Origin of the sequence: Streptomyces sp. NBC_00076 (assembly GCF_045041235.1) — a bacterium.
GTDB lineage: Bacteria > Actinomycetota > Actinomycetes > Streptomycetales > Streptomycetaceae > Streptomyces.
The window spans coordinates 9,987,494-10,008,461 of sequence record NZ_CP108242.1 but is presented as its reverse complement, the minus strand read 5'-3'; the positions used below and the strand labels follow the sequence as shown (position 1 = coordinate 10,008,461).

The following is a 20,968-nucleotide window of genomic DNA, read 5'->3' as shown; positions in this document are numbered from 1 at the left end:
GCCGGGGTCGTCCGCGGTGCGGCCCGCGGACGGCCAGGGCCGTCCCTTCGGGGCGGAGCGCTCGTCGCGACGGGTGAACGGACACTGGTCCGCGTGCGAGGATCCGAGCGGTGGATCCGCCCGGATCCGAGCCCCGCCTCGGGTGCGACCGGCGCGTTTCCCGTGCCGCAACCAACTCACCGGCGAACCAGGAAGACGACATGAACCACCTCACGAGCACCGGCCCCGTGGCGGTCGGCAACGGCGGCATCAGCGACAGCGGCGTCAGCGGCGTACGGATCTCGCGACGCGCCCAGGCCGTCGCCCCGTTCTACGCCATGGAGTTCGGCAAGCAGGCCGCGATGCTGGAGGCCCAGGGGCACCACGTCGTCAAACTCAGCCTCGGCGAACCGGACTTCGGAGCGCCCCCGGCCGTACTGAACGCGATGCGCGAGGCCATGGACGGACGGCCGCTGGCCTACACCGCGGCCCTCGGTATGCCCGCCCTGCGGCAGGCCATCGCACGGTTCTACGAGGATCAGCACGGCGTCGACGTCGATCCCGCCCGGGTCGTCGTGACCGCCGGCGCCTCGGCCGCCCTGGTACTGGCCACCGCTGCCCTCGTCGACCCCGGCGACGAGGTACTCATCGCGGACCCGTCGTACCCCTGCAACCGGCAGATCGTCGAGAGCTTCGGCGCCGACGTCACGCTCGTTCCCACCACCGCCGCCACCCGGTTCCAACTGGACGCCTCGTCGGTGCGGTCGAGTTGGACGGACCGGACACGCGGCGTCATGATCGCCACCCCGTCGAACCCGACCGGCACCTCCGTCCCGGCCGACGAGCTGGCGGCGATCTGCGCGCTCGCCCGCGAGCGCGACGCCTGGCGCATCGTCGACGAGATCTACCTCGACCTGAGCGACCACGGCACTCGGGGCGGGCCCCCGCGCAGCGCGCTGTCGTCGGACCCCGACGCCGTCGTCATCAACAGCTTCTCGAAGTACTTCGGCATGACCGGCTGGCGGCTCGGCTGGTGTGTCGTCCCCGAGGCGCTCGTGCCGGCGATGGAGCGCCTGGCCCAGAACTACTTCCTCTGCGCGTCCGCCCCCGCCCAGCACGCCGCACTGGCCTGCTTCACCCCCGAGTCGCTCGCGGTCTGCGAGGCCCGCCGCGTCGAGTTCGCCGAGCGGCGCGCGCTCGTCCTCGACGGCCTGGCACGGATCGGACTGCCGGTCCCGGTTCCGCCCGACGGCGCCTTCTACGTCTACTTCGACGTCGCTCGCACCGGCCTCACCTCCTGGGAGTTCTGCGAACGAGCGCTCCGGGAGGCGCACGTCGCCCTCACCCCGGGCAGGGACTTCGGCGTGCACACCGCCGAGACGCACGTCCGTCTCTCCTACGCGGCGTCGGCGGACGAGCTCCGCGAGGGGATCGCCCGGCTGGGGAAGTTCGTGGCCACACTGCGCTGAACCGGGCAGCAGGGCGACGGCTCCGACATCTTGGGCCGGCTCTCATCCGGAAGGCCGGTCGCAGGTGAGGTCCGTGGACGGCAGACGGCCCGTGGCCAGGTAGGTGTTGACGGTCGTATCGACACAGGCGCTGCCGAAGACGCCGTACACAGCGTGCTGGTCCGCGCCGCGGAGGGTGATCAGGCGGGAGGAGGGCCACATGCGGCGCACTGTCCGCGCACTCTCGTAGGTGCTGCGCGGGTCGCCGGTCGCGTTGACGAGCAGAGCCGGCAGGTCGTCGCGGATCGCGGTCGGGCCCTCGCGCGGCGGCTCCCAGAACGCACACGGTGTGATGTTGTGCGTGACGGGACCGAACAACGCGTCCTGGGTACGGGCGCGTTGGACATCCCGCCAGTACGTCTCCGGGTCGCGGGGCGCGGCCACGTCGCCGCACAGGATCGCCGCCTGGACGCTGCCGTAGGAGGACTCGGATCCGTCCAGGAAAAAGTCGAGTGTGTCGGCCAGCCAGGGCGACGGGGTGACCGCGTGCCCGTCGGCTGCGCGTCGCATGTCCCGCACGGCCTGTGCGAAGGCGGCGTACGCGGCGTCGTTGTCCTGCGAGAGGCCGTTGAAGACGACGACGGGCATCACCTGCTCGTCCACCCGGTGCTCGCCGATCGGCAGGGGCGTGCGTCCGGCCGCCGTCCGGATCCGGTGAATCGTCGCGAGGACCGCGCTCGGAGTGCGGCCCAGGCCGTATGTGGTGTGGCGGGCGGCGGCCCACGCGGCCCAGCCCGCAAGGGCGTGCCGGTTGGCCGATTCCGTGCCGCGCAGCAGCCGGGGACCGTAGCGGTCGGGGGCGACGACACCGTCGAGGACGACCCGGTCGGTGCGGCCGGGGAACATCGTGGCGTACACCTGGCCGAGGTAACTGCCGTACGAGTAGCCGAGGTAGGAGATTCTGCGCTCGCCGAGCGCGGCACGGATGACGTCCATGTCGCGCGCGGTGTTCCGGGTGGTGACGTAGGGCAGTACGTCACCCTCGTTGGTACGGCAGCGGCGGGCGAGTTCCTCGGCGAACACCGCCGCGCGATCGAACCCGGCGCGGTCGGCCCCCGGGCCGCGTATGAAGGAACCGGTGGGCCACTTGCAGTCCAGCGGTGTGCTGCGCCCGACGAAACGGGGGTCCACGCCCACCACGTCGTAGCGCTCACCGACCTGCTTCATCGACGTACGCACCCACGGCGGGTCCCCGATCGTCTGCCCGCCGGGACCGCCGCCGTTGAGCAGCAGCGCGCCGACGCGACGGGCGGTGTCGGTGGCCCGGATCCGCGAGATCGCGACAGTGATCGTGCGACCGTCCGGGGCGTCGTAGTCCAACGGGACGGTGACGTCGGCGCATTGGGCGCCCGCCTGCTGGAGTTCCTTGCCGGTTTCGTCGTCGGGTCCGAGCAGGCAGCTCTTCCAGGCGAGGCGCTGGTGGTGGTAGCGGGCGAGGGGGTCCGCGGTCGCGCCGGAGGGTTCGGCCGCGGCGGGCGACGCGGCGAGAGTGAGGGCGCCGACGAGGCAGAGGGCGGCCCCTGCCGCGGTGCGCGACACGAGCCGGGTCAGGCCGCCGCCGCCGGCTGAGCCGCGTGGACGCGGGCCGGCGGTGCGCGCGGCCGCGGCGGTGTCGGCAAAGGACGGGGCGGCAAGAGAGGTGGAGCCGCCAAGGGACCGGGTGGCTGGAGAAGTGGTGTCGCCGAGAGACGAGGTGGCAGGAGAGGTGGAGCCGGTCACGCGGACGTCCTTTCCGAAGAGGCGTTCTCGCAGAGGGACTTGTCGACGAGGTCCAGGAAGTCGAGCTCGGCCTGGAGCGAGGCGGGCACCTCGTTCAGGGCGACGGCGACGCTCCGGCCATCGGGACCGACGGCGATCAGCGCCCGATGGCCGCCGGGCACCGTCCCGCCATGGCCCAGCCATGTCCCTCCGCACGACAGCGGCGAGGAGATCAGGCCCAGCCCGTAGCGGGCGCCGGGCCACAGCCGGTCGGGGTCGGCGGCCACCGTCCGCTGCATCAGCGCCAGTTGGGCAGTAGGCAGCAGACGGCCGTCGAACAGGGCGGTGGCGAAACGCGTCAGGTCGGCCGGCGTGGAGACCAGTGCGCCGCCGACCCCGCCGAAGGTCATGTTCCAGGCGGTGCCGTCGCCGCGCCGACCGTCGTCGGCGGTGAAGTAACTGTGGGAGTGCGGCCCTTGGACGCGGGTGTCGTCGCCCGGCCAGTAGGTGTCCCGCAACCCGAGGGGGGTGATGATGCGGCGGGTGATCTCCGCCTCGGGGGTACGGCCGGTGACCTCGCGGACGATCATGCCGAGGACGAGGTAGTTGGTGGTGGCGTAGTGCCACGTGCCTTGCGGGCCCGGCAGTTCGAGGGCGCGCGCGACGAGGTCGCGCGGCTCGAAGTGGCGGTACCGCAACCGCTCGGGGTGCTCCCATTCGGGACCCTCGAGGTAGTCGGGCAATCCGCTGGTGTGCTGCAGGAGTTGCCGTACGGTGATCCGGCGGCCGTCGTAGCCGTGCCCGTGGATCAGACCGGGCAGGAAGCGGTCGACGGGGTCCTCGAGCGAGAGACGGTGTTCGGCGACGAGCTGCAGGACGAGCGTCGCGGTGAACGTCTTGGTCACGCTGCCGACGCGCAGCCGGTCGGCGGCGTTCATACGGCGTCCGGTGCGCAGGTCGGCCGTCCCGTCGGCCTCGGCCCAGCGCCCGCAGGGCGCGTCCACGGTGGGGTCGGTCACCAGGGCCGCGGCACCGGTGATCCCGTCTCGGTCGGTGAGGACCTGCAACGCCCGGCGGACCCCGTCGTGCGTACCGCAGTCGGCCGGGGAGTGTGAGACCGGCGCCTGCGCGGTCGCCACCGGGCCGGTGGCCAGCACGATGGCCACCACCAGAGCCGCGAGGCGTGTGCGCCTGCCGGGCACGGAAGTCGGTAAGAAGGTCGGCATGTGAGACCACGCTAGGCACGCGCCGGCGTCCGATCACTCCGGCTGGCATGTGCTTCGGGGCTGCGGGCAGCCCAAGTGAAAGGCGGGGGGCAACCCCCTGGACGGCTGGGCCTTCCGTTGGTATGGCCGAGCCTGGGCACTGAGCGCGCCGGGCGGCCGTCGGGTAACGTGCGGGCCATGTCGAGCCCTGAGTCAGACGAGTTGGGGGCTTTCGGTCACCCCGTCAGCCCCCTGAACCCCTGAGTTCGTAGCCCTGCCCTGAGCCGTGTTCTGCGGCCGGATGCGTGCGCCCTCGGGTGCTGACCGCGGTGACGAGACGACCTTCTCGTGCTTCTCCTCACCTCGGAGCCACTCGATGCCTCTCCCGCTGTACCTCCTCGCCTTGGCGGTCTTCGCCATGGGCACCTCGGAGTTCATGCTCGCCGGCCTCCTGCCGGACATCGCCTCGGACCTCGACGTCACCGTCGGGACAGCGGGCCTGCTCACCTCGGCCTTCGCGGTCGGAATGATCGTCGGTGCCCCGCTCATGGCCGGGCTCGCCCGCAACTGGCCCGGTCGGCCCAGCCTGCTCGGGTTCGTCCTCGTGTTCTCGGCAGCCCACGCCGTGGGCGCTGCCACCTCCAGTTTCCCCGTGCTGGTCGCGACGCGCGTGGCCGCGGCGCTCGCGAACGCGGGGTTCCTCGCCGTAGCTCTGACGACCGCCGCCACTTTGGTCTCTCCCGACAGGAAGGGACGTGCGCTCGCCGTACTGCTGTCCGGCACCACGGTCGCCACGATCGCCGGTGTCCCCGTGGGTTCGGTACTTGGCACACTGCTCGGCTGGCGGGCCCCTTTCTGGGCTGTCGTGGCGCTCTGCCTGCCCGCGGCCATCGGCATCCTCAAGGGAATTCCAGTGCGCCGTACGCAGCAGGACGCGACCGACGGACCGGCCTTGCGATCGGAACTCGCACAGCTCCAGAGTCCGCGGCTGGTCCTGGTCATGCTGCTGGGCGCGCTGGTCAACGCGGCCACCTTCGCGAGTTTCACCTTCCTCGCCCCCGTCGTGACCGAGAGCGCCGGGCTCGGCGAGCTGTGGATCTCCGTCGTCCTGGTGCTCTTCGGTGCCGGCTCCCTCGTCGGTGTCACCGTCGCCGGGCGGCTGTCCGACCAGCGCCCCCTCCTGGTCGTCGCCGTCGGCGGTCCGCTCCTGCTCATCGGCTGGCCGGCCCTGGCCGTGCTCGCGGAAGTGCCGTCCGCCCTGCTCTTCCTGGTGTTCCTCCAGGGCGCGCTGTCGTTCGCGCTGGGCAGCACGCTGATCACACGGGTCCTGTACGAGGCGGCAGAAGCGCCCACCATGGCGGGCTCCTATGCGACAGCGGCACTCAACGTCGGTGCCGCCGTCGGGCCCGTCATCGCCGCGACCACCCTGAGCACCGCAGCCGGGGACCGCGGCCCCCTCTGGGCAAGCGGCCTCCTCGTCGCGATCGCGCTGCTCATCGCGTTCCCTTTGCGCGGAGTGATAGCGGCCGGTCGGAGCAGCAGGGCGTTCCGGTGACGCGAGCAGGACCGGACCACCCGTACACGCCCGTCCGGCCATCAGCAACACTGATACTGACCTGTAGAAACACAGCTCAGAGGCTCATCTGCCGGCCTCACCAGGAGGTACCCATGAAAATGCTCATGAACGTTCCCGAGACCGTGGTCGCCGACGCGCTGCGCGGTATGGCGGCGGCCCATCCCGAGTTGACCGTCGACGTCGAGAACCGGGTGATCGTACGGCGGGACGCTCCCGTGGCCGGGAAGGTCGGGCTGGTCTCCGGTGGCGGGTCGGGGCACGAGCCGCTGCACGGCGGGTTCGTGGGGCCCGGCATGCTCTCGGCGGCCTGCCCGGGCGAGGTGTTCACGTCGCCGGTGCCGGACCAGATGGTGCGGGCGGCGGCCGCCGTGGACAGCGGGGCCGGGGTGCTGTTCATCGTGAAGAACTACACGGGTGACGTGCTCAACTTCGACATGGCGGCCGAACTCGCCGAGGATGAGGGCATCCAGGTCGCCAAGGTGCTGGTCAACGACGACGTGGCGGTGACGGACAGTCTGTACACGGCCGGGCGGCGCGGCACGGGCGCGACGCTGTTCGTGGAGAAGATCGCCGGGGCCGCCGCGGACGAGGGGCAGCCGCTGGAGCGGGTGGAGGCGGTGGCCCGACAGGTGAACGAGAACTCCCGCAGCTTCGGTGTCGCGCTGAGCGCCTGCACCACGCCCGCCAAGGGCAGCCCCACCTTCGACCTGCCGGCCGGTGAACTGGAGCTGGGCATCGGCATCCACGGCGAGCCGGGCAGGGAGCGGCGGTCCATGATGACCTCTCGGGAGATCGCCGACTTCTCGGTCGGCGCGATCCTGGACGACATCAACCCGCGCAATCCCGTGCTCGTTCTCGTCAACGGCCTGGGGGCGACGCCGCTGCTGGAGCTGTACGGCTTCAACGCCGAGGTTCAGCGGGTGCTCACGGAGCGCGGGGTCGCCGTCGCCCGCACCCTCGTCGGCAACTACGTCACCTCGCTCGACATGTCCGGCGCCTCGGTCACCCTGTGCCAGATCGACGAGGAACTGCTCAGGCTCTGGGACGCGCCGGTGAAGACCCCGGGACTGCGCTGGGGCATCTGACCGGGCGGGCAAGAGATCGCAACGTACCGACCACGCAAGGAGATCCAGTGCTCGACGCCGACTTCTTCCGCCGTTGGATGACGGCGACCGCCGCGTCCGTGGAACGTGAGGCGGAACGGCTCACCGCCCTCGACTCTCCCATCGGGGACGCCGACCACGGCAGCAATCTGCGGCGCGGGTTCACCGCCGTGACCGCGACGCTGGACAAGGAGGCACCCGACACGCCCGGTGGGGTGCTCACCCTCGCCGGACGTCAGCTCATCTCGACGGTGGGCGGGGCGTCCGGGCCGCTGTACGGGACCCTGCTGCGCCGGACCGGCAAGGCCCTCGGGGACGCCGTCGAGGTCAGTGAGGAGCAGTTCGCCCAGGCGCTGCGCGCCGGGGTGGACGCGGTCATGACGCTCGGTGGTGCCGCGCCCGGCGACAAGACCATGATCGACGCGCTGGTGCCGGCCGTCGACGCGCTCGCCGACGGTTTCGCCGCGGCCGGGGCGGCCGCCGCGGCGGGCGCCGAGGCAACCACCCCGTTGCAGGCCCGCAAGGGCAGGGCGAGCTATCTCGGGGAGCGCAGCATCGGGCATCAGGACCCCGGCGCCACCTCGGCGTCGCTGCTGATCGCCGGACTCGTCGAGGTGGCGGAGGCGACCGGTGAGTGACGCGAAGCCGGTCGGGATCGTGCTGGTGTCGCACAGCGCGGAAGTCGCCGCGTCGGTGGCCCGGTTGGCGAAGGACCTCGCGGGCGGCGACACCGACGTACCCGTCGCTCCGGCGGGCGGCACCGAGGGGGGCGGCCTCGGGACCAGCGCGGAGCTGATCGCCGCGGCGGCCGCCTCCGTCGACCGGGGCGCCGGAGTCGCCGTCCTCACCGACCTCGGCAGCTCGGTGCTCACCGTGAAGGCCCTGCTCGCGGAAGGGGACGAACTCCCGGACGGCACACGGCTGGTGGACGCCCCGTTCGTCGAGGGAGCGGTGGCCGCGGTCGTCACGGCGGCCACCGGAGCCGACGTCGCGGCGGTGGAGGCGGCGGCCGCCGAGGCGTACACGTACCGGAAGGTCTGACCTCGCCGGGTACAGGTGCCGCGAGGGTGGACCTCGGCGTGCGCGCGTACCCGGAAGGTTTGGTCGCCACGAACGCGTAGGGCTGACCCCGCCCTTCACTCCTACGTGAGCCCTTCCGCCGCGACGGCGAGCGCCGAGCGCAGGGTTGCCACCAGCTCGGCCTCCGCCGTCGCGGCGTCCCCCGTCGTCGTGTCGGTGCGCCACGCGTAGTGCTCGACGGCCGCGCGCAGGGCCGCGTTGAACATCGCCGCCCGGATCGTCGGCCGCAGGTCGTCGGCGGGCAGCCCGGCCCGCTCGGCCAGGGCTTTGGCGAACGCCGGTTCGGCCTCGTCGTACGTCTGGAGCCATACGGCGCGCAGTCCGCGTTCGGTGCGGGTGAGCCGGACCAGGGCTCCGACGGTGGCGCGGTCCGGGCCGCCGGTGAAGCCATGGGCGTCGGCGAACTCGTCGTCGAAAAGCCGCTCCAGGGGCTGCCCGGGGAGCCAGTCGCGCAGACGAGCGGCGATCAGGTCGATCCCCGCCGAGAGCAGCGGCCGTACGCAGCTCTCCTTGCTCGGGAAGTACCGCCACACGGTCCGCGCGGAGACGCCGACCGCCTGTCCGATCTGTTCGCCGGTGGTCGCCACGACGCCCTGGGCGACGAACAGGTCCACCGCGGCCCGGGCGATCCGCAGCCGGATCTCGGCCTTGCGTTCCTCGGTGAGGGGTGGTCGTCCCGTGCGTCCGCGAGGTGCGGTCATCGGTTCCTCCGGCTGATGGTGATCACGCCTCCGGAATTCTCTCCCATGAGTTTATGTCACTCCAAGACAGTAAGTCTTAGGGTGGGGACGGCCCCGGGCACCGTGTCCGAGGCCATGCGGAGGGAGCACCTCATGAACGGCGGTACTGACGGGCGCGGTGTCATCGTCACCGGGGCGGGTTCGGGCATCGGACGTGCCACCGCACTGGCCTTCGCCGCGCAGGGCGACCGGGTCCTGGTGGCCGACCTCAACGAAGCGGGCGCCACCGCGGTGATCAAGGAGATCGAGCAGGCCGGCGGCACCGCCGTGGCCGTGACCGGCGACCTCAGCGAGCAGGCCGTCGTCGAGCGGTTAACCGAGACGGCGGTGGAGCGCTTAGGCGGGGTGGACGTCCTGGTGAACAACGCCGGGATCATGGACCGCATGTCGGCGCTGGCGGACGTGAGCGACGCGGAGTGGGAGCGGGTCATCCGGGTCAACCTCACCGCGCCCTTCCTGCTCACGCGGGCGGTGCTGCCGCACATGCTGGCGGCCGGCAAGGGCGTCATCGTGAACACCGCCTCCGAGGCGGGCCTGCGGGGCAGCGCGGCGGGCGCCGCGTACACGGCCTCGAAGCACGGCATCGTGGGGCTGACGAAGAACCTCGCGGTGATGTACCGCAAGCAGGGCATCCGGGCGAACGCCATCGCCCCGGGCGGCACGGTGACCGCCATCGCCATGGATGCGGAACCGGGCGCGCACGGGCCCACGGCCATCCACCCGCACTTCGTCAACATGGGCCGGCTGGCCCAGCCCGAGGAGCAGGCCGCCGCCATCGTGTTCCTCGCGTCGGAGGCGGCCGCCAACATCAACGGCACGATCCTGCCGGTCGACGACGGCTGGTCGGCGGTCTGACGGCGCCCTGACGGCGCCCTGACGAGATCGGACCGGCGCCGGTCCCACCCCGCCTGCCGGTCGCAGGTCCGACCGCTGCCGAACGTCGGTCCGACGACGGCCGGCAGGCGACTGCCGCCTCCGTCGCGGGGTGCGGCCCGGCCGCCGTCACCGGGGCGCGCGGTGTCGCCGCGTCACCTGTGCGGCGGCGGTCCACGTGCGAGGGGGGCCGTGAGCGCATTGGCTCTCCCTGAGGCAGCACGGCGCTCCCCGACCCCATGGCGGCGCAAGGGATGTACCGCCGACCGTGCCGCCGGAGGGCAGACCCATGCACATCAGTCAGCAGATCCTCCGCTCCTGCCTGACCGGCGCGGCCGCCGCCGTGCTTCCACTCGCGCTGACCGCGGGGCCGGCCGCGGCCGCCTCGGGGATCTCCGTGAGCACCAACGGAGCCACGGTCTCGGTCACGACCAGCGCCTGCGTCAGCAACAACAACGGCTTCGGCAGGGCGTCCCTGCTCACCAGCAGCCAGACGAACTTCGCGCAGGGCCGCCAGACCGAGCTGTCCGGCACCAACGCCACCCAGTCGGCGCTGTGGTCCAACGTGAGTCCGGGGACGTACACGGTGATCGTGGTCTGCAACAGGGACGGGGCGCAGGCGGGCAGCCAGGCCGTCATCGTCTCCGCGGCCCCCACGCCCACGGTCTCCCCCACCGCCTCGCCCTCGCGCGGCGTCATGGGCGGGCTGGGCGGCGCCGCGAAGGACTACGGCACGCTCACGCTGGCGGCCGGCGGCGCCCTGGTGGCGACGGGCGCCGTGGCCACGGTCTGGTTCCTGCGCCGCCGTTCTAAGCCCTACCGGCTCTGATCGGCGGGCAGGTCGGCGAGTTCGTCCAGGGCGTGGGTGAGCCACCGCGTCCAGAAGGTCTCGAGGTCGATGCCCGCCCGCAGCACGAGGTGCCTCAACCGGTCCTGCGGGGTGTCCTTGCCGGGCGGGAAGTCGCGCTGCTCGATCTCCTCGTACTCGGCCAACTGCCGCTGGTGCAGGTCGAGATGGCGGCGTAGGTCGGCCTCGATGCCGGCGGTGCCCACCACGGCCGCCGCCCGCAGCCGCAGCAGCAGCACGTCCCGCGGCGGCTTCGGATCCTGGGCGGCGGCGCTCCAGCGGGCCAGTTCCGCGCGGCCCGCGGGCAGGACCTCGTAGCTCTTCTTCTGCCCGCGCGCCGGCTGTTCGGTGGGGAGGGTGCGGATATGGCCCTCGGCCTCCAGTCTTCCCAGCTCGCGGTAGATCTGTTGGTGCGTCGCCGACCAGAAGTAGCCGATCGACCTGTCGAACCGGCGGGTCAGTTCGAGGCCGGACGACGGCTTCTCGAGCAGAGCGACGAGGATCGCGTGCGGGAGTGACATGGGGTCATCCTAGGGACGGCGTCCCGCGGCCCTACAGCGTCGCCGCCAGCTCGGTTCCCTGCTTGATCGCCCGCTTGGCATCCAGTTCGGCGGCCACGTCGGCGCCGCCGATGAGGTGGACGTCACGTCCGGCGGCGACCAACGCGTCGTACAGGTCGCGGCGCGGCTCCTGCCCCGTGCACAGGACGACGGTGTCGACCTCCAGGACAGTGCTCGTGTCGCCGACGGTGACATGCAGTCCGGCGTCGTCGATTCGGTCGTAACGCACCCCAGGGACCATGGTCACGCCGCGGTGCTTGAGCTCGGTGCGGTGGATCCAGCCGGTGGTCTTGCCGAGGCCCGCGCCGACCTTGGCGGTCTTGCGCTGGAGCAGGTGCACGGTGCGCGGCGGGGCGGGCCGCTCGGGGGCGGTCAGTCCGCCGGCTTCCCGGTAGTCCATGTCCACGCCCCACTGGCGGAAGTACGTCCGCGGGTTCTCGCTCGCCTTGTCGCCGCCGTCGGTCAGGTACTCGGCGACGTCGAAGCCGATGCCGCCCGCCCCGAGGACGGCGACGCGGGCGCCGACGGGCACACGGTCGCGCAGCACGTCGAGGTAGCCGACGACGCTGGGGTGGTCGACGCCGGGGATGTCGGGGGTGCGGGGGGTGACGCCGGTGGCGACGACGACCTCGTCGTACTCGGCGACCTGGTCGGCGGTGACGCGGGTGTTCAACCGCACGTCCACGCCGTGTTCTTCGAGCTGTGTACGGAAGTAGCGGATCGTCTCGTCGAACTCCTGCTTGCCGGGGACCCTGCGGGCCACGTTGAGCTGACCGCCGATCTCGCCCGCGGCGTCGTAGAGGGTGACCTCGTGCCCGCGCTCCGCCGCGCTGACCGCGCAGGCGAGTCCGGCGGGACCGGCCCCGACCACGGCGACGCGCTTGCGCAGCCTGGTCGGTGACAGGACGAGTTCGGTCTCGTGACAGGCACGCGGGTTGACCAGGCAGGAGGTGATCTGGAGGTTGAAGGTGTGGTCGAGGCAGGCCTGGTTGCAGCCGATGCAGGTGTTGATGGCCTCGGGCCGGCCGGCCGCGGCCTTGGCGACGAAGTCGGGGTCGGCGAGCATCGGGCGGGCCATGGACACCATGTCCGCGCAGCCGTCGGCCAGCAACTCCTCAGCGACTTCGGGGGTGTTGATGCGGTTGGTCGTCACGAGCGGGATCGAGACGGCGCCCATGACCTTCTTGGTCACCCAGGCGTAGGCGCCGCGCGGCACCGAGGTCGCGATGGTGGGGATACGGGCCTCGTGCCAGCCGATGCCGGTGTTGATGATGGTCGCGCCGGCCGCCTCGACGGCCTTGGCGAGGGTGATGACCTCGTCGAAGGTCGATCCGCCGGGAACGAGGTCGAGCATCGACAGCCGGTAGACGATGATGAAGTCCTCGCCGACCGCCTCGCGCACCCGGCGGACGATCTCGACGGGGAAGCGCATGCGGTTCTCGTAGGAGCCGCCCCATCGGTCGGTGCGCCGGTTGGTCTGCGCGGCGATGAACTCGTTGATCAGGTAGCCCTCGGAGCCCATGATCTCGACGCCGTCGTAACCGGCCTGCCGGGCGAGACGGGCGGCGCGGGCGTAGTCGTCGATGGTCCGCTCGACGTCGGCGTCGGTGAGCTCGCGGGGCGGGAAGGGGCTGATCGGGGCCTGGAGCGGGCTCGGGGCGACGAGGTCCTGGTGGTAGGCGTACCGGCCGAAGTGCAGGATCTGCATCGCGATCCTGCCGCCCTCGCGGTGCACCGCCTCCGTGATCACGGCGTGCTGCTCGGCCTCCGCCTCGGTGGTGAGCTTGGCACCGCCCTCGTACGGCCGCCCCTCCTCGTTGGGGGCGATGCCGCCGGTGACGATCAGGCCCACTCCCCCGCGTGCCCGGGCCGCGTAGAACGCCGCCATGCGCTCGAAGCCTCCCTCGGCCTCCTCCAGGCCGACGTGCATCGAGCCCATGAGGACGCGGTTGGGCAGCGTGGTGAAGCCCAGGTCGAGCGGGGTCAGCAGGTGCGGGTATCGGGTCATCGGGCCCCTCCGTGCGCGGCGTTGCGGTGCCCTCTTGTTGTAGAGGACCGCACACGGATTATGCAACTAGTTGCACAACCGGGAAGGGGTGATCCGAACCACGTCGCGACTCCCGGCGGGACGGGACGCTCGGCGCGGACTACCTGCTCTCGAGCAGTACGTGCAGTTCCTTCTCCTGATCTCCGGAGACCGTGGACAGGTCGTGCACGGAGAACAGGGAGCCCAGGGTGGTACGGAAGCGGTCGACCGCCCAGTACCCGCCTTGCAGGTCGGCGACGACGGAGGAGGAGAGCCGGCCGAGGGCGGCGCCCTCGCGCGCCTCCTCGTGCGCCTCCTCGTGCGCCTCGGTGACGTCGAAGGTGCCCAGCCACACCGTCGGACGGGTCTCCGAGTGGTCCTCCGGGACGTCCTCGGCGCGCCGGTCGGACGCGAAGCACCCGCACAGGGCGTCGAACACGATCCGGGCGTCGTGCTTGCTGCACCCGCTGATCTCCACCGAGACCGATTCCGGATGCGGTCGGTGACCGTCCATCGTGATCGCTCCTCTCACGGCGGCGGCGCGGCGCACGGACGCCCCACGTGACCGCCCACCCCCAGACAACCACCAGCCGAGGCGGAGCACTACCGGCGGAGCCGCCTCCGGAGCACTGCCTGCGGGGCACTACTGGCGGAGCACTGCCCGCGGAGCCGATCCGGTGTGGCATCACCGGCCCCACCGGCCCCACCGCCGGACTTCTCCCCCGGTTGTACCGGTTCGGCGCCCGCAGAGCTGCGTGAAGGCCCAGCTCGGCGCATGGTGGTGCTATGGACGAGGACCCGCCCGTGATCGTGCTCGCGCCTTCGCCGGACGGCGGGCGACAGGTGACCGTTCGCGGCGAACGCGCAGGCGTCGCGTACAGCCTCTTCGACGTGCTCGAGTTCCTGCACCAGGCAGGCCTGCCCGCGCAGGACACGGCCGTCGACGACCCCACGCTGATCGAGTGGCGCGGCGGCGGCCCCTACGACTGGAACGGCACGGGCACCGACTAGCCCGGGGGACACGGGGCGGGACACCAGGCTTCCCAGGCCGGCCACCGACCGCGCGGCGGAGCTCACCCCCGAGTGAGCCGGTACGTCTTGCTGTCCGTCAGCACGCAGAATCCGGGCGATACGACGATCACGCGCAGGGTGCCGGTGCGGCGGTCGTAGTCGATCCCCTCCGCCTCGAAGCTGCCGGTGCAGGAGCTGCGCAGCGGGAGTTGCCGCAGCGCGGTGACCCTGCCGGTGACATCGGCGGTGCCGTTCGGTTCGGCCGAGAGGTCGATCTGGAGCAGTGGCTTCGTGATGCCGAAGAGGGTGCCCGCCGGGTCGTCGGAGGAGCACAGCAGCCGGGTGGCACTGACGAAGTCGCAGCCCTGTACGTCACGTACGTCGTGGTCGAGCCGGACCGTGCTCGCCTGTGGGAGGTTCGCCGACGGCGAGGTGCTCGGGTTGACGCCCGGGGTGGGGAAGACGAGCAGGCGGTTCATGGTGCCCCACTCCCCCGACAGCATCCACTGCCCGCCGGGCGAGACCGCGGCCCAGGAGTTGTTCAGCACCTCCCCGGAACTGAGCGTGTGCACGTACTCGGACCAGGTTCCGTCGGGCGACTGGACCCGGAACATCTTCGTGGTGCCGGAGTCCCGCTGGTAGGGCTCGATGTAGTGGCCGTCGTACGAGGCGTCGGGGTCTCCCACGTGGTTCCAGCCCCGGCTGCTCAGGGCGAGGGGGACGGTGCCGATTCCCGTGTACCGGTTGGCGGCGCCGGCCGGGACCTCGACCGAGGCGAGGCCCTGGCTCTCGGTCAGCGGGTCGGCCCGGTCGGAGCCCACCTCGGTCCAGGTGTCGGCGGCGGAGGCCGGCGGGGCGGAGGACAGCAGGGTCGCGGCGGTCAGGGACACGAGCGTGGCGAGGACCGTGCGACGACGGCGCCGGGCGCGCAGGGGCATGGAGACGACTCCCTCGGTGGGGGGTGGGGCGGGTTCGGCGCACAGTCTGGCCCGTCGAGATGGTCATGTACAGACCAATGAAAGGTGCTTGTCGGCCCGGACACCACCGCGGTCACTTCACCGGACGGCCGTCACCGTGTTGAGGGATGGTGGAAGAAGCCGACTATGGCGACGCGGTGTCACTCGAACGCGATAGAACAGAGGAGTCGGCACGGGGGAATCGGCGTGCCACGAGGTCGGGCGAAGGCGGTGCGTGGCATGGGAGCAGCCGGAGGAGCCGGGATTCCGGCACCGGAGGGCAGGAAGCCGGTGCGGCCCCCGGTGCGGCCGAGCGGGCTGCTCGACGTGCTCGGCATGGCCTCGGTGGTGTTGGACACCGAGGGACGGATCGTGCTGTGGAGCCCGCAGGCCGAGGAACTGTTCGGCTACCGGGCTTCGGAGGCACTCGGCCAGTTCGCGGCCCGCATCATGGTGCACGAGCAGCACGTCGACCTGGTCGTCAAACTGTTCGCCGACGTGATGGACACCGGACAGGGCTGGGCCGGGGCCTTCCCCGTCCGGCGCAAGGACGGCAGCACGCGGCTCGTGGAGTTCCGCAACATGCGGCTGCTGGACGACCAGGGGGACATCTACGCCCTGGGGCTCGCCGTCGACCAGTCGACCGTGAGGCAGCTGGAACAGGACGTGGCGCTGTCGAGCCGGATGGTCTCGCAGTCCCCCATCGGACTGGCCGTCCTGGACACCGATCTGCGGTACGTCTCCGTCAACCCGGCGCTGGAGCGGATCAACGGGGTGCCGGCCGCGGAGCAGATCGGGCGCACGATGGGCGAGGTCCTGCCGCAGGTCGACGTCGGCGCCGTCGAGGCGGCGGCCCTGCGAGTGCTGGAGACCGGCCGACCGGTCGTCGACCAGCAGGTCGCCGGCCTCACTCCGGCCGACCCGGACGAGGAGCACGCCTGGACGATCTCCTTGTACCGGCTGGAGGACTCGCTGGCCCATGTGCTGGGGGTGGCCGTCTCCGTCGTGGACGTCACCGAACAGCACCGGGCGGCCGTCGAGACGGAGGCCGCGCGACGGCGCCTCGCCCTCGTCGCCGACGCCTCCGCCCGTATCGGGACCACTCTCGACCTGGAGCGCACCGCGCGGGAGCTGGCCGACGTGGCGGTGCCGGAACTCGCCGACATCGCCGCCGTGGACCTGCTGGAGTCGGTCGTCCAGGGCCGACGCAGCACCCTCGGCCCCACCGAACCGGCCACGATCCGCGCCCTGGCCGTCGAGGCGGACCGCGCCCCGGACGCCCTCGCCGCCGCCGACCCGCCGGGACAGGTCACCCGGTACGCACCGGACCGCCTGGTCACCGAGTGCGTGCGCACGGGCAGCCCGATCCTGGTGCCGCAGGTCGGGGCCGAGGTCCTGCCGCGCATCGCACGCACCCCGGAAGCGGCCGAGCTGCTGGCCCGGGCGGGCGTCCACTCCTACCTGGCCGTTCCGTTGATCGCCCGCGGCGAGGTGCTCGGCGCCCTCGACCTCAAGCGCACCCGCAACCCCCTGCCGTTCGACGAGGACGATCTGCTGCTGGCCCGGGAGCTGGCATCCCGCGCGGCCGTGCAGATCGACAACGCGCGCTGGTACCAGAACGCCCGCGACACCGCCCTCACCCTGCAGCGCAGCCTGCTGCCCAGCCACCCGCCGGTGACCGGGGGGCTGGAGGTCGCCTCCCGCTATCAGCCCGCGGGCTCGACCGCCGAGGTCGGCGGCGACTGGTTCGACGTGATCCCGCTGGACGGCGGCAAGACCGCGCTCGTCGTGGGCGACGTGATGGGCAGCGGCATCAACGCCGCCGCGACCATGGGCCGGCTGCGTACCGCCACGAACACCCTTGCCTCCCTCGACCTCGATCCGGCCCGGCTCCTGGAACATCTGGACCGGATCACCGAGAGCCTGGACAGCTCCATCGCCACCTGTGTGTACGCCGTCCACGATCCGCGGCTGCGGCAGTGCCGGATCGCCAACGCCGGGCATCTGCCGCCGGCCCGGCTGCGCGCGGGCCGTCCCCCGGAGCTGCTCGACCTGCCCGCCGGCGCGCCGCTCGGGGTGGGCGGGGTCGCCTTCTCGACGACCACCGTCGACCTCGAGCCCGGCGACCGGCTGGTGCTCTACACCGACGGCCTCGTCGAGACCCGGCAGCACCCGCTCGACGAGCGCCTCAACGCCCTCCTTGCCCTTCTGGACGGCCCCGACCGCACTCTGGAGGAGGTCTGCGACCTCCTCCTGCGCACCCTGCACCAGCCGGACAACTCCGACGACGTGGCACTGCTCATCGCACGCGTGCAGACGGAGGAGCAGAGGGCCGCGGGGCAGTGACGACCGACGGGCCGGACGGGCGGACTCGACGCCAGCGCCTGCGTCACTCGGACTGCGAGCCCGATCCGCCCCCGAACCGATGTCCGGCGGCCTGACCCGCACGGCCCGACCGCCGTCCACGGCACTCCTCAGGACATGGTTCCGATCACGACGTGCGCGAACCACTCCCCCGACACCGCCAGCCTGGCTCTGAGGCCGCCGCGTATGAACGCCTCGACCGCGGCGGGAGCCTGGCGCTCGCTCGTCTCGATCAGGAGGCAGCCGCCCGGCGCGAGCCACCCCGGTGCCTGCGTGACGACCCGGCGCAGGACGTCCAGACCGTCCGTGCCGCCGTCGAGGGCGAGCAGTGGCTCGTGTTCGCGTGCCTCGGCGGGCAGCAGCCCGACCTCGTCGGTGGGAACGTACGGCACGTTGGCCGCGAGGATGTCGACCCGGCCGCGCAGGTCGACGGGCAGCGCCTCGAACAGGTCGCCGGCGTGGACGTGGCCCCCGGCTTCACGGAGATTGCGGCGGGCACAACGCACCGCCGCCGGTTCGATGTCGGCCGCGTGCAGTTCGACGGGGCCGAGCGCGGCGGCCAACGCGGCACCGACCGCGCCCGAACCACAGCACAGGTCCACGACGACGGACGCGTCCGGGACGTGGGCGAGGGCCCGCTCGACGAGGAACTCGGTACGGCGACGGGGCACGAAGACGCCGGGTTCCACCGCGACGCGCAGTCCGCGGAACTCGGCCCATCCCAGGACGAGTTCGAGAGGCAGGCCGGTCACCCGGCGGTCCACCAGGTCGGCCAGCTCGTCCGGGGTGCGGGCGGCGGCCAGGATCAACTCCGCCTCGTCCTCGGCGAAGACGCAACCTGCACCCCGCAGTGCGGCGACGACGGAGGCACGGGACGACGGCGAGGAGAAGGGCGGGGTGAACGAAGAGAGTGGAGGCATGGAAGCCGGAAACCTTTCGGGAGCCGTGAGGTGCTCCCGCGGTCACCTACCGACGGTGATCCGCGCCGGTTCGAGGGGAGAGCACCCGAGCTGACACAGCGGTAATGGGTCTCACCTCCTCGACACGTCCGGCCGGGACCACCCCCGACCGGACGGTCACATTACCCCAACGGCCGCCCACGGACGGCTCACACCGTGCGGGTTGTATTATGCAACCAGTACGGGTGAGGGAGGTGCCGTGAACCGAACCGAAGCGGCGGTGGAGACCATCCAGCGCGAGATGACCGCGTTCGCCCGCCGGGCCCGGGCATCCGCCGGGCGCATGCATCCCCAACTGTCGCTGGTGTCGTACACCCTGCTCGGGCACCTGGAGGAGAGCGGCGGCTGCCGTGCCACCGACCTGGCCGCGCACTACGCCCTGGACAAGTCCACCGTCAGCCGCCAGGTGACCGCTCTGGAGCGCGCCGGGCTGGTGGAGCGGCGCCGGGACCCGGAGGACCACCGGGTGCAGGTCCTGCATCTGACGGAGGCGGGCCGGAGCATCCTCGCCCAGGTCACCGTGAGCCGACGGGCCGCTGTCCAGGAGCGGCTCGCGGACTGGACACAGGAGGATCTGGATCGGTTCGCCGCCTGCCTCGTCCGCTACAACGCGTGGTCGAGCACCGGGGCCGAGGGCGACTGAAGGCTCCCGGCGCTTGCGACACGGCCCCGCCGCCCTACGCCACGGGCACCGCCGTACGTCCCTCCGGCAGCCGTTGTGGCGCCCTGGCCGCCCCGAACGCCGTGGTGCGGCGCAGCCGGAAGCCCAGGGACTCGTAGAGCCGGATGGCGTGGGTGTTGCCGGCGCCGGTGTGCAGGAACGGGGTCTCGCCGCGCTCCCGGATGCCGTGGGCGACGGCGAGGATCAGCCGGGTCGCGAGACCCTCGCCGCGGGCCGCGGGGTCGGTGCAGACCGCGCTGATCTCGGTCCAGCCGGGAGGATGCAGCCGTTCCCCCGCCATGGCGACGAGGGCGCCGTTTCGCCGTATGCCCAGGTAGGGGCCGAGTTCTATGGTGCGCGGCAGGAACGGGCCGGGCTGTGTGCGGGCGACCAGGTCGAGCATCTCGGGCACGTCGGCCGGTCCGAGCGGGACCGCCTCCGGGTCCGGGGCCGCGGCCAGTCCGTCGTCCACGAACTGCACGCCCTCGATCTGGAACGTGACCTCCCAGCCGTCCGGGACCTGCCCCTGGAATCCGAGCAGCGGGACGTCGTTGCCGGGTCCCGCGAGCGTCGCGGCGTCCGCCCAGTCGTCGCTGTCCGGCTCGTCGGGAAGGGCCAGCCACGGCGTGACGTCGACCGGATAGCGCAGCACACGGCCCCGCTGCTCGGCGAAGTGGGCGTGCGGGCCGGTCAGCGCGGCGCGGGCGGGGTTGTCGAGGACGTGCGGGGTGGTGTCCGTGGTCATCGGGCGACCTCGATCACGACCTTGCCGCGGGCGTGGCCGTCCTCGACCGTGCGCAGGGCCTCGCCGGCCCGGTCCAGGGGGAACGTCCGGGTGATGTGCGGTTCGAGCTCGCCGTTCACCACGAGGTGGGCCACCGCCTCCAGGACGGCCGCGGTGCGTTCCCGGGCCACGCGGGCGCCGCCGTACCGCTCCGCCTCCTCGGCCGGGGCTCCGGCGGTGATCAGCCGGGCCGGGTCGGTGAGCAGCCGGGCCGCGTCGGCCAGCACCTCGCCGCCCACGAGGTCGTAGACCGCGTCGACACCGTCGGGCGCCGCCGCCCGCACCCGCTCGGCCCAGCCCGGACCGGACGGCACGTGCACGGCTCCGAGCGCCTCGACGAAGTCCTTCTTGCCCTCGCTCGCGACGCCGACGACGCTCAGTCCGACCGCCCGGGCGATCTGGACGACCGCCGCGCCGACACCGCCGCCCGCTCCGGTGACCAGCAGGGTCGACCCGGCGGGCAGGCCGAGCTGGTGGACGCCGTCGTAGGCCGTCGCGGCGGCGACGGGCAGGGCCGCCGCTCGGGCGAAGGACAGCTCGGCCGGCTTGTGGGCGGCCACCGCCACCGGCAGCAGCGCGTACTCGGCGTACCCCCCGACCACCGTGTTGCCGAAGACCTCGTCGCCGACCGCGAACCCGGCGACGCCGTCGCCGGTCGCCTCGACGACACCGGCGACCTCGTTGCCGAACACGACCGGGAACTCCCGCTCGCCGCTCTCACCGGGGCGGCGGTAGCCGGTGCGCTGCTTCCAGTCGACCGGGTTCACTCCCGCGGCACGCACCGCGACCAGGATCTGGCCCGGACCGGGGACAGGCCGGTCCACCTCGGCGAAAGCCTCGACCTCCGGGCCGCCGTACCGCGTGAAGACGTACGCCTTGGGCACTGCTCCCACTCTCCTTCGCTGTCCTCGGGACCATCGGGTCGTACCAGCCACCGGACGCTTGTACGGGCCACCGGTCACTGCCACAGGCGGCAAGGAAGACCGGCGCCCCGCTATTCCCGGGGCGCCGAACAGTTCATACGGCCGTCACGATCCC

The 20,968-nt window shown here is 72.3% G+C and carries 20 protein-coding genes; 10 read left to right on the top strand and 10 right to left on the bottom strand.

All coding sequences use genetic code 11. The features are described 5' to 3' along the window. Positions 1-200: 200 nt before the first annotated feature. The gene (locus OHA64_RS44675) at positions 201-1,448 is read left to right on the top strand and encodes a pyridoxal phosphate-dependent aminotransferase (RefSeq protein WP_405622949.1); all 1,248 of its coding nucleotides are present in this window, start codon (positions 201-203) and stop codon (positions 1,446-1,448) included. Between the two features lie 42 nt (positions 1,449-1,490). Here OHA64_RS44675 and OHA64_RS44670 read toward each other — a convergent pair whose 3' ends face one another. Further along, on the bottom strand, positions 1,491-3,026 hold the full coding sequence (locus OHA64_RS44670) for an alpha/beta fold hydrolase (protein WP_405624377.1): 1,536 nt from the start codon (positions 3,024-3,026) through the stop codon (positions 1,491-1,493). Positions 3,027-3,202: 176 nt separating this feature from the next. Then, positions 3,203-4,411 carry a serine hydrolase domain-containing protein gene (locus tag OHA64_RS44665; RefSeq protein ID WP_405622947.1) on the bottom strand — a complete coding sequence of 403 codons (1,209 nt, stop codon included), beginning with the start codon at positions 4,409-4,411 and terminating at the stop codon, positions 3,203-3,205. A 355-nt stretch (positions 4,412-4,766) separates the two neighbouring features. Between OHA64_RS44665 and OHA64_RS44660 the strand changes: the two genes are divergently transcribed. From OHA64_RS44660 to OHA64_RS44645, 4 genes are all read left to right on the top strand, one after another. Beyond that, positions 4,767-5,945, top strand: coding sequence for a Cmx/CmrA family chloramphenicol efflux MFS transporter (locus tag OHA64_RS44660; protein WP_405622946.1), 1,179 nt, complete (start codon positions 4,767-4,769; stop codon positions 5,943-5,945). Between the two features lie 113 nt (positions 5,946-6,058). Further along, entirely contained in the window at positions 6,059-7,051 is a 993-nt protein-coding gene (dhaK, locus tag OHA64_RS44655) for a dihydroxyacetone kinase subunit DhaK (RefSeq protein WP_405622945.1), read from the top strand. Positions 7,052-7,098: 47 nt separating this feature from the next. Beyond that, complete coding sequence (gene dhaL / locus OHA64_RS44650) at positions 7,099-7,707, top strand: dihydroxyacetone kinase subunit DhaL (protein WP_405622944.1); 609 nt, start codon at positions 7,099-7,101, stop codon at positions 7,705-7,707. Further along, positions 7,700-8,110: a PTS-dependent dihydroxyacetone kinase phosphotransferase subunit DhaM gene (locus OHA64_RS44645; protein WP_405622943.1), complete on the top strand. Its 411-nt coding sequence runs from the start codon at positions 7,700-7,702 to the stop codon at positions 8,108-8,110. The genes dhaL and OHA64_RS44645 overlap by 8 nt, the downstream gene beginning before the upstream one ends. Before the next feature lie 101 nt (positions 8,111-8,211). Here the strand turns inward: OHA64_RS44645 and OHA64_RS44640 are convergent, their stop codons facing one another. After that, the gene (locus OHA64_RS44640; RefSeq protein ID WP_405622942.1) at positions 8,212-8,850 is read right to left on the bottom strand and encodes a TetR/AcrR family transcriptional regulator; all 639 of its coding nucleotides are present in this window, start codon (positions 8,848-8,850) and stop codon (positions 8,212-8,214) included. Between the two features lie 132 nt (positions 8,851-8,982). On the opposite strand from OHA64_RS44640, the gene OHA64_RS44635 reads away from it, so the two are divergent. Together OHA64_RS44635 and OHA64_RS44630 are read left to right on the top strand one after the other, a co-directional pair. Next, positions 8,983-9,744, top strand: a complete 762-nt coding sequence (locus tag OHA64_RS44635; protein WP_405622941.1) for an SDR family NAD(P)-dependent oxidoreductase — start codon at positions 8,983-8,985, stop codon at positions 9,742-9,744. A gap of 307 nt (positions 9,745-10,051) precedes the next feature. Continuing rightward, on the top strand, positions 10,052-10,591 hold the full coding sequence (locus OHA64_RS44630) for a hypothetical protein (RefSeq protein WP_405622940.1): 540 nt from the start codon (positions 10,052-10,054) through the stop codon (positions 10,589-10,591). On the opposite strand, the gene OHA64_RS44625 is transcribed toward OHA64_RS44630, so the two are convergent. The 3 genes from OHA64_RS44625 to OHA64_RS44615 all read right to left on the bottom strand — a co-directional run bounded on the left by OHA64_RS44625 (position 10,579) and on the right by OHA64_RS44615 (position 13,709). After that, positions 10,579-11,130: a PadR family transcriptional regulator gene (locus OHA64_RS44625; protein WP_405622939.1), complete on the bottom strand. Its 552-nt coding sequence runs from the start codon at positions 11,128-11,130 to the stop codon at positions 10,579-10,581. The genes OHA64_RS44630 and OHA64_RS44625 overlap by 13 nt on opposite strands. A 31-nt stretch (positions 11,131-11,161) precedes the next feature. After that, on the bottom strand, positions 11,162-13,177 hold the full coding sequence (locus tag OHA64_RS44620; protein WP_405622938.1) for an FAD-dependent oxidoreductase: 2,016 nt from the start codon (positions 13,175-13,177) through the stop codon (positions 11,162-11,164). A 139-nt stretch (positions 13,178-13,316) separates the two neighbouring features. Beyond that, positions 13,317-13,709 carry a hypothetical protein gene (locus OHA64_RS44615; RefSeq protein WP_405622937.1) on the bottom strand — a complete coding sequence of 131 codons (393 nt, stop codon included), beginning with the start codon at positions 13,707-13,709 and terminating at the stop codon, positions 13,317-13,319. 272 nt (positions 13,710-13,981) lie between these two features. On the opposite strand from OHA64_RS44615, the gene OHA64_RS44610 reads away from it, so the two are divergent. Next, a complete protein-coding gene (locus OHA64_RS44610; RefSeq protein WP_405622936.1) occupies positions 13,982-14,206 on the top strand; it encodes a hypothetical protein in 225 nt (74 codons plus the stop codon). 62 nt (positions 14,207-14,268) lie between these two features. Here the strand turns inward: OHA64_RS44610 and OHA64_RS44605 are convergent, their stop codons facing one another. Further along, entirely contained in the window at positions 14,269-15,144 is an 876-nt protein-coding gene (locus OHA64_RS44605; RefSeq protein ID WP_405622935.1) for a hypothetical protein, read from the bottom strand. 258 nt (positions 15,145-15,402) lie between these two features. On the opposite strand from OHA64_RS44605, the gene OHA64_RS44600 reads away from it, so the two are divergent. Then, positions 15,403-17,508 carry a SpoIIE family protein phosphatase gene (locus OHA64_RS44600; RefSeq protein ID WP_405622933.1) on the top strand — a complete coding sequence of 702 codons (2,106 nt, stop codon included), beginning with the start codon at positions 15,403-15,405 and terminating at the stop codon, positions 17,506-17,508. A gap of 128 nt (positions 17,509-17,636) precedes the next feature. On the opposite strand, the gene OHA64_RS44595 is transcribed toward OHA64_RS44600, so the two are convergent. Continuing rightward, a complete protein-coding gene (locus OHA64_RS44595; protein WP_405622932.1) occupies positions 17,637-18,446 on the bottom strand; it encodes a putative protein N(5)-glutamine methyltransferase in 810 nt (269 codons plus the stop codon). Positions 18,447-18,726: 280 nt separating this feature from the next. On the opposite strand from OHA64_RS44595, the gene OHA64_RS44590 reads away from it, so the two are divergent. Continuing rightward, on the top strand, positions 18,727-19,128 hold the full coding sequence (locus OHA64_RS44590; protein WP_405624376.1) for a MarR family winged helix-turn-helix transcriptional regulator: 402 nt from the start codon (positions 18,727-18,729) through the stop codon (positions 19,126-19,128). Positions 19,129-19,162: 34 nt separating this feature from the next. On the opposite strand, the gene OHA64_RS44585 is transcribed toward OHA64_RS44590, so the two are convergent. Both OHA64_RS44585 and OHA64_RS44580 read right to left on the bottom strand, forming a co-directional pair. After that, a complete protein-coding gene (locus OHA64_RS44585; RefSeq protein WP_405622931.1) occupies positions 19,163-19,891 on the bottom strand; it encodes a GNAT family N-acetyltransferase in 729 nt (242 codons plus the stop codon). Further along, the gene (locus tag OHA64_RS44580; protein WP_405622930.1) at positions 19,888-20,814 is read right to left on the bottom strand and encodes an NADP-dependent oxidoreductase; all 927 of its coding nucleotides are present in this window, start codon (positions 20,812-20,814) and stop codon (positions 19,888-19,890) included. Before OHA64_RS44580 ends, OHA64_RS44585 begins: the two co-directional genes overlap by 4 nt. Between the last annotated feature and the right edge of the window lie 154 nt (positions 20,815-20,968).

Coding starts and splice junctions, on each gene's coding strand:
- OHA64_RS44675 (WP_405622949.1), top strand. CDS start 201: ATGAACCACCTCACGAGCACCGGCCCCGTGGCGGTCGGCAACGGCGGC.
- OHA64_RS44665 (WP_405622947.1), bottom strand. CDS start 4,411: ATGCCGACCTTCTTACCGACTTCCGTGCCCGGCAGGCGCACACGCCTC.
- OHA64_RS44660 (WP_405622946.1), top strand. CDS start 4,767: ATGCCTCTCCCGCTGTACCTCCTCGCCTTGGCGGTCTTCGCCATGGGC.
- dhaK (WP_405622945.1), top strand. CDS start 6,059: ATGAAAATGCTCATGAACGTTCCCGAGACCGTGGTCGCCGACGCGCTG.
- OHA64_RS44640 (WP_405622942.1), bottom strand. CDS start 8,850: ATGACCGCACCTCGCGGACGCACGGGACGACCACCCCTCACCGAGGAA.
- OHA64_RS44635 (WP_405622941.1), top strand. CDS start 8,983: ATGAACGGCGGTACTGACGGGCGCGGTGTCATCGTCACCGGGGCGGGT.
- OHA64_RS44630 (WP_405622940.1), top strand. CDS start 10,052: ATGCACATCAGTCAGCAGATCCTCCGCTCCTGCCTGACCGGCGCGGCC.
- OHA64_RS44625 (WP_405622939.1), bottom strand. CDS start 11,130: ATGTCACTCCCGCACGCGATCCTCGTCGCTCTGCTCGAGAAGCCGTCG.
- OHA64_RS44620 (WP_405622938.1), bottom strand. CDS start 13,177: ATGACCCGATACCCGCACCTGCTGACCCCGCTCGACCTGGGCTTCACC.
- OHA64_RS44615 (WP_405622937.1), bottom strand. CDS start 13,709: ATGGACGGTCACCGACCGCATCCGGAATCGGTCTCGGTGGAGATCAGC.
- OHA64_RS44610 (WP_405622936.1), top strand. CDS start 13,982: ATGGACGAGGACCCGCCCGTGATCGTGCTCGCGCCTTCGCCGGACGGC.
- OHA64_RS44605 (WP_405622935.1), bottom strand. CDS start 15,144: ATGCCCCTGCGCGCCCGGCGCCGTCGTCGCACGGTCCTCGCCACGCTC.
- OHA64_RS44600 (WP_405622933.1), top strand. CDS start 15,403: ATGGGAGCAGCCGGAGGAGCCGGGATTCCGGCACCGGAGGGCAGGAAG.
- OHA64_RS44595 (WP_405622932.1), bottom strand. CDS start 18,446: ATGCCTCCACTCTCTTCGTTCACCCCGCCCTTCTCCTCGCCGTCGTCC.
- OHA64_RS44590 (WP_405624376.1), top strand. CDS start 18,727: ATGACCGCGTTCGCCCGCCGGGCCCGGGCATCCGCCGGGCGCATGCAT.
- OHA64_RS44585 (WP_405622931.1), bottom strand. CDS start 19,891: ATGACCACGGACACCACCCCGCACGTCCTCGACAACCCCGCCCGCGCC.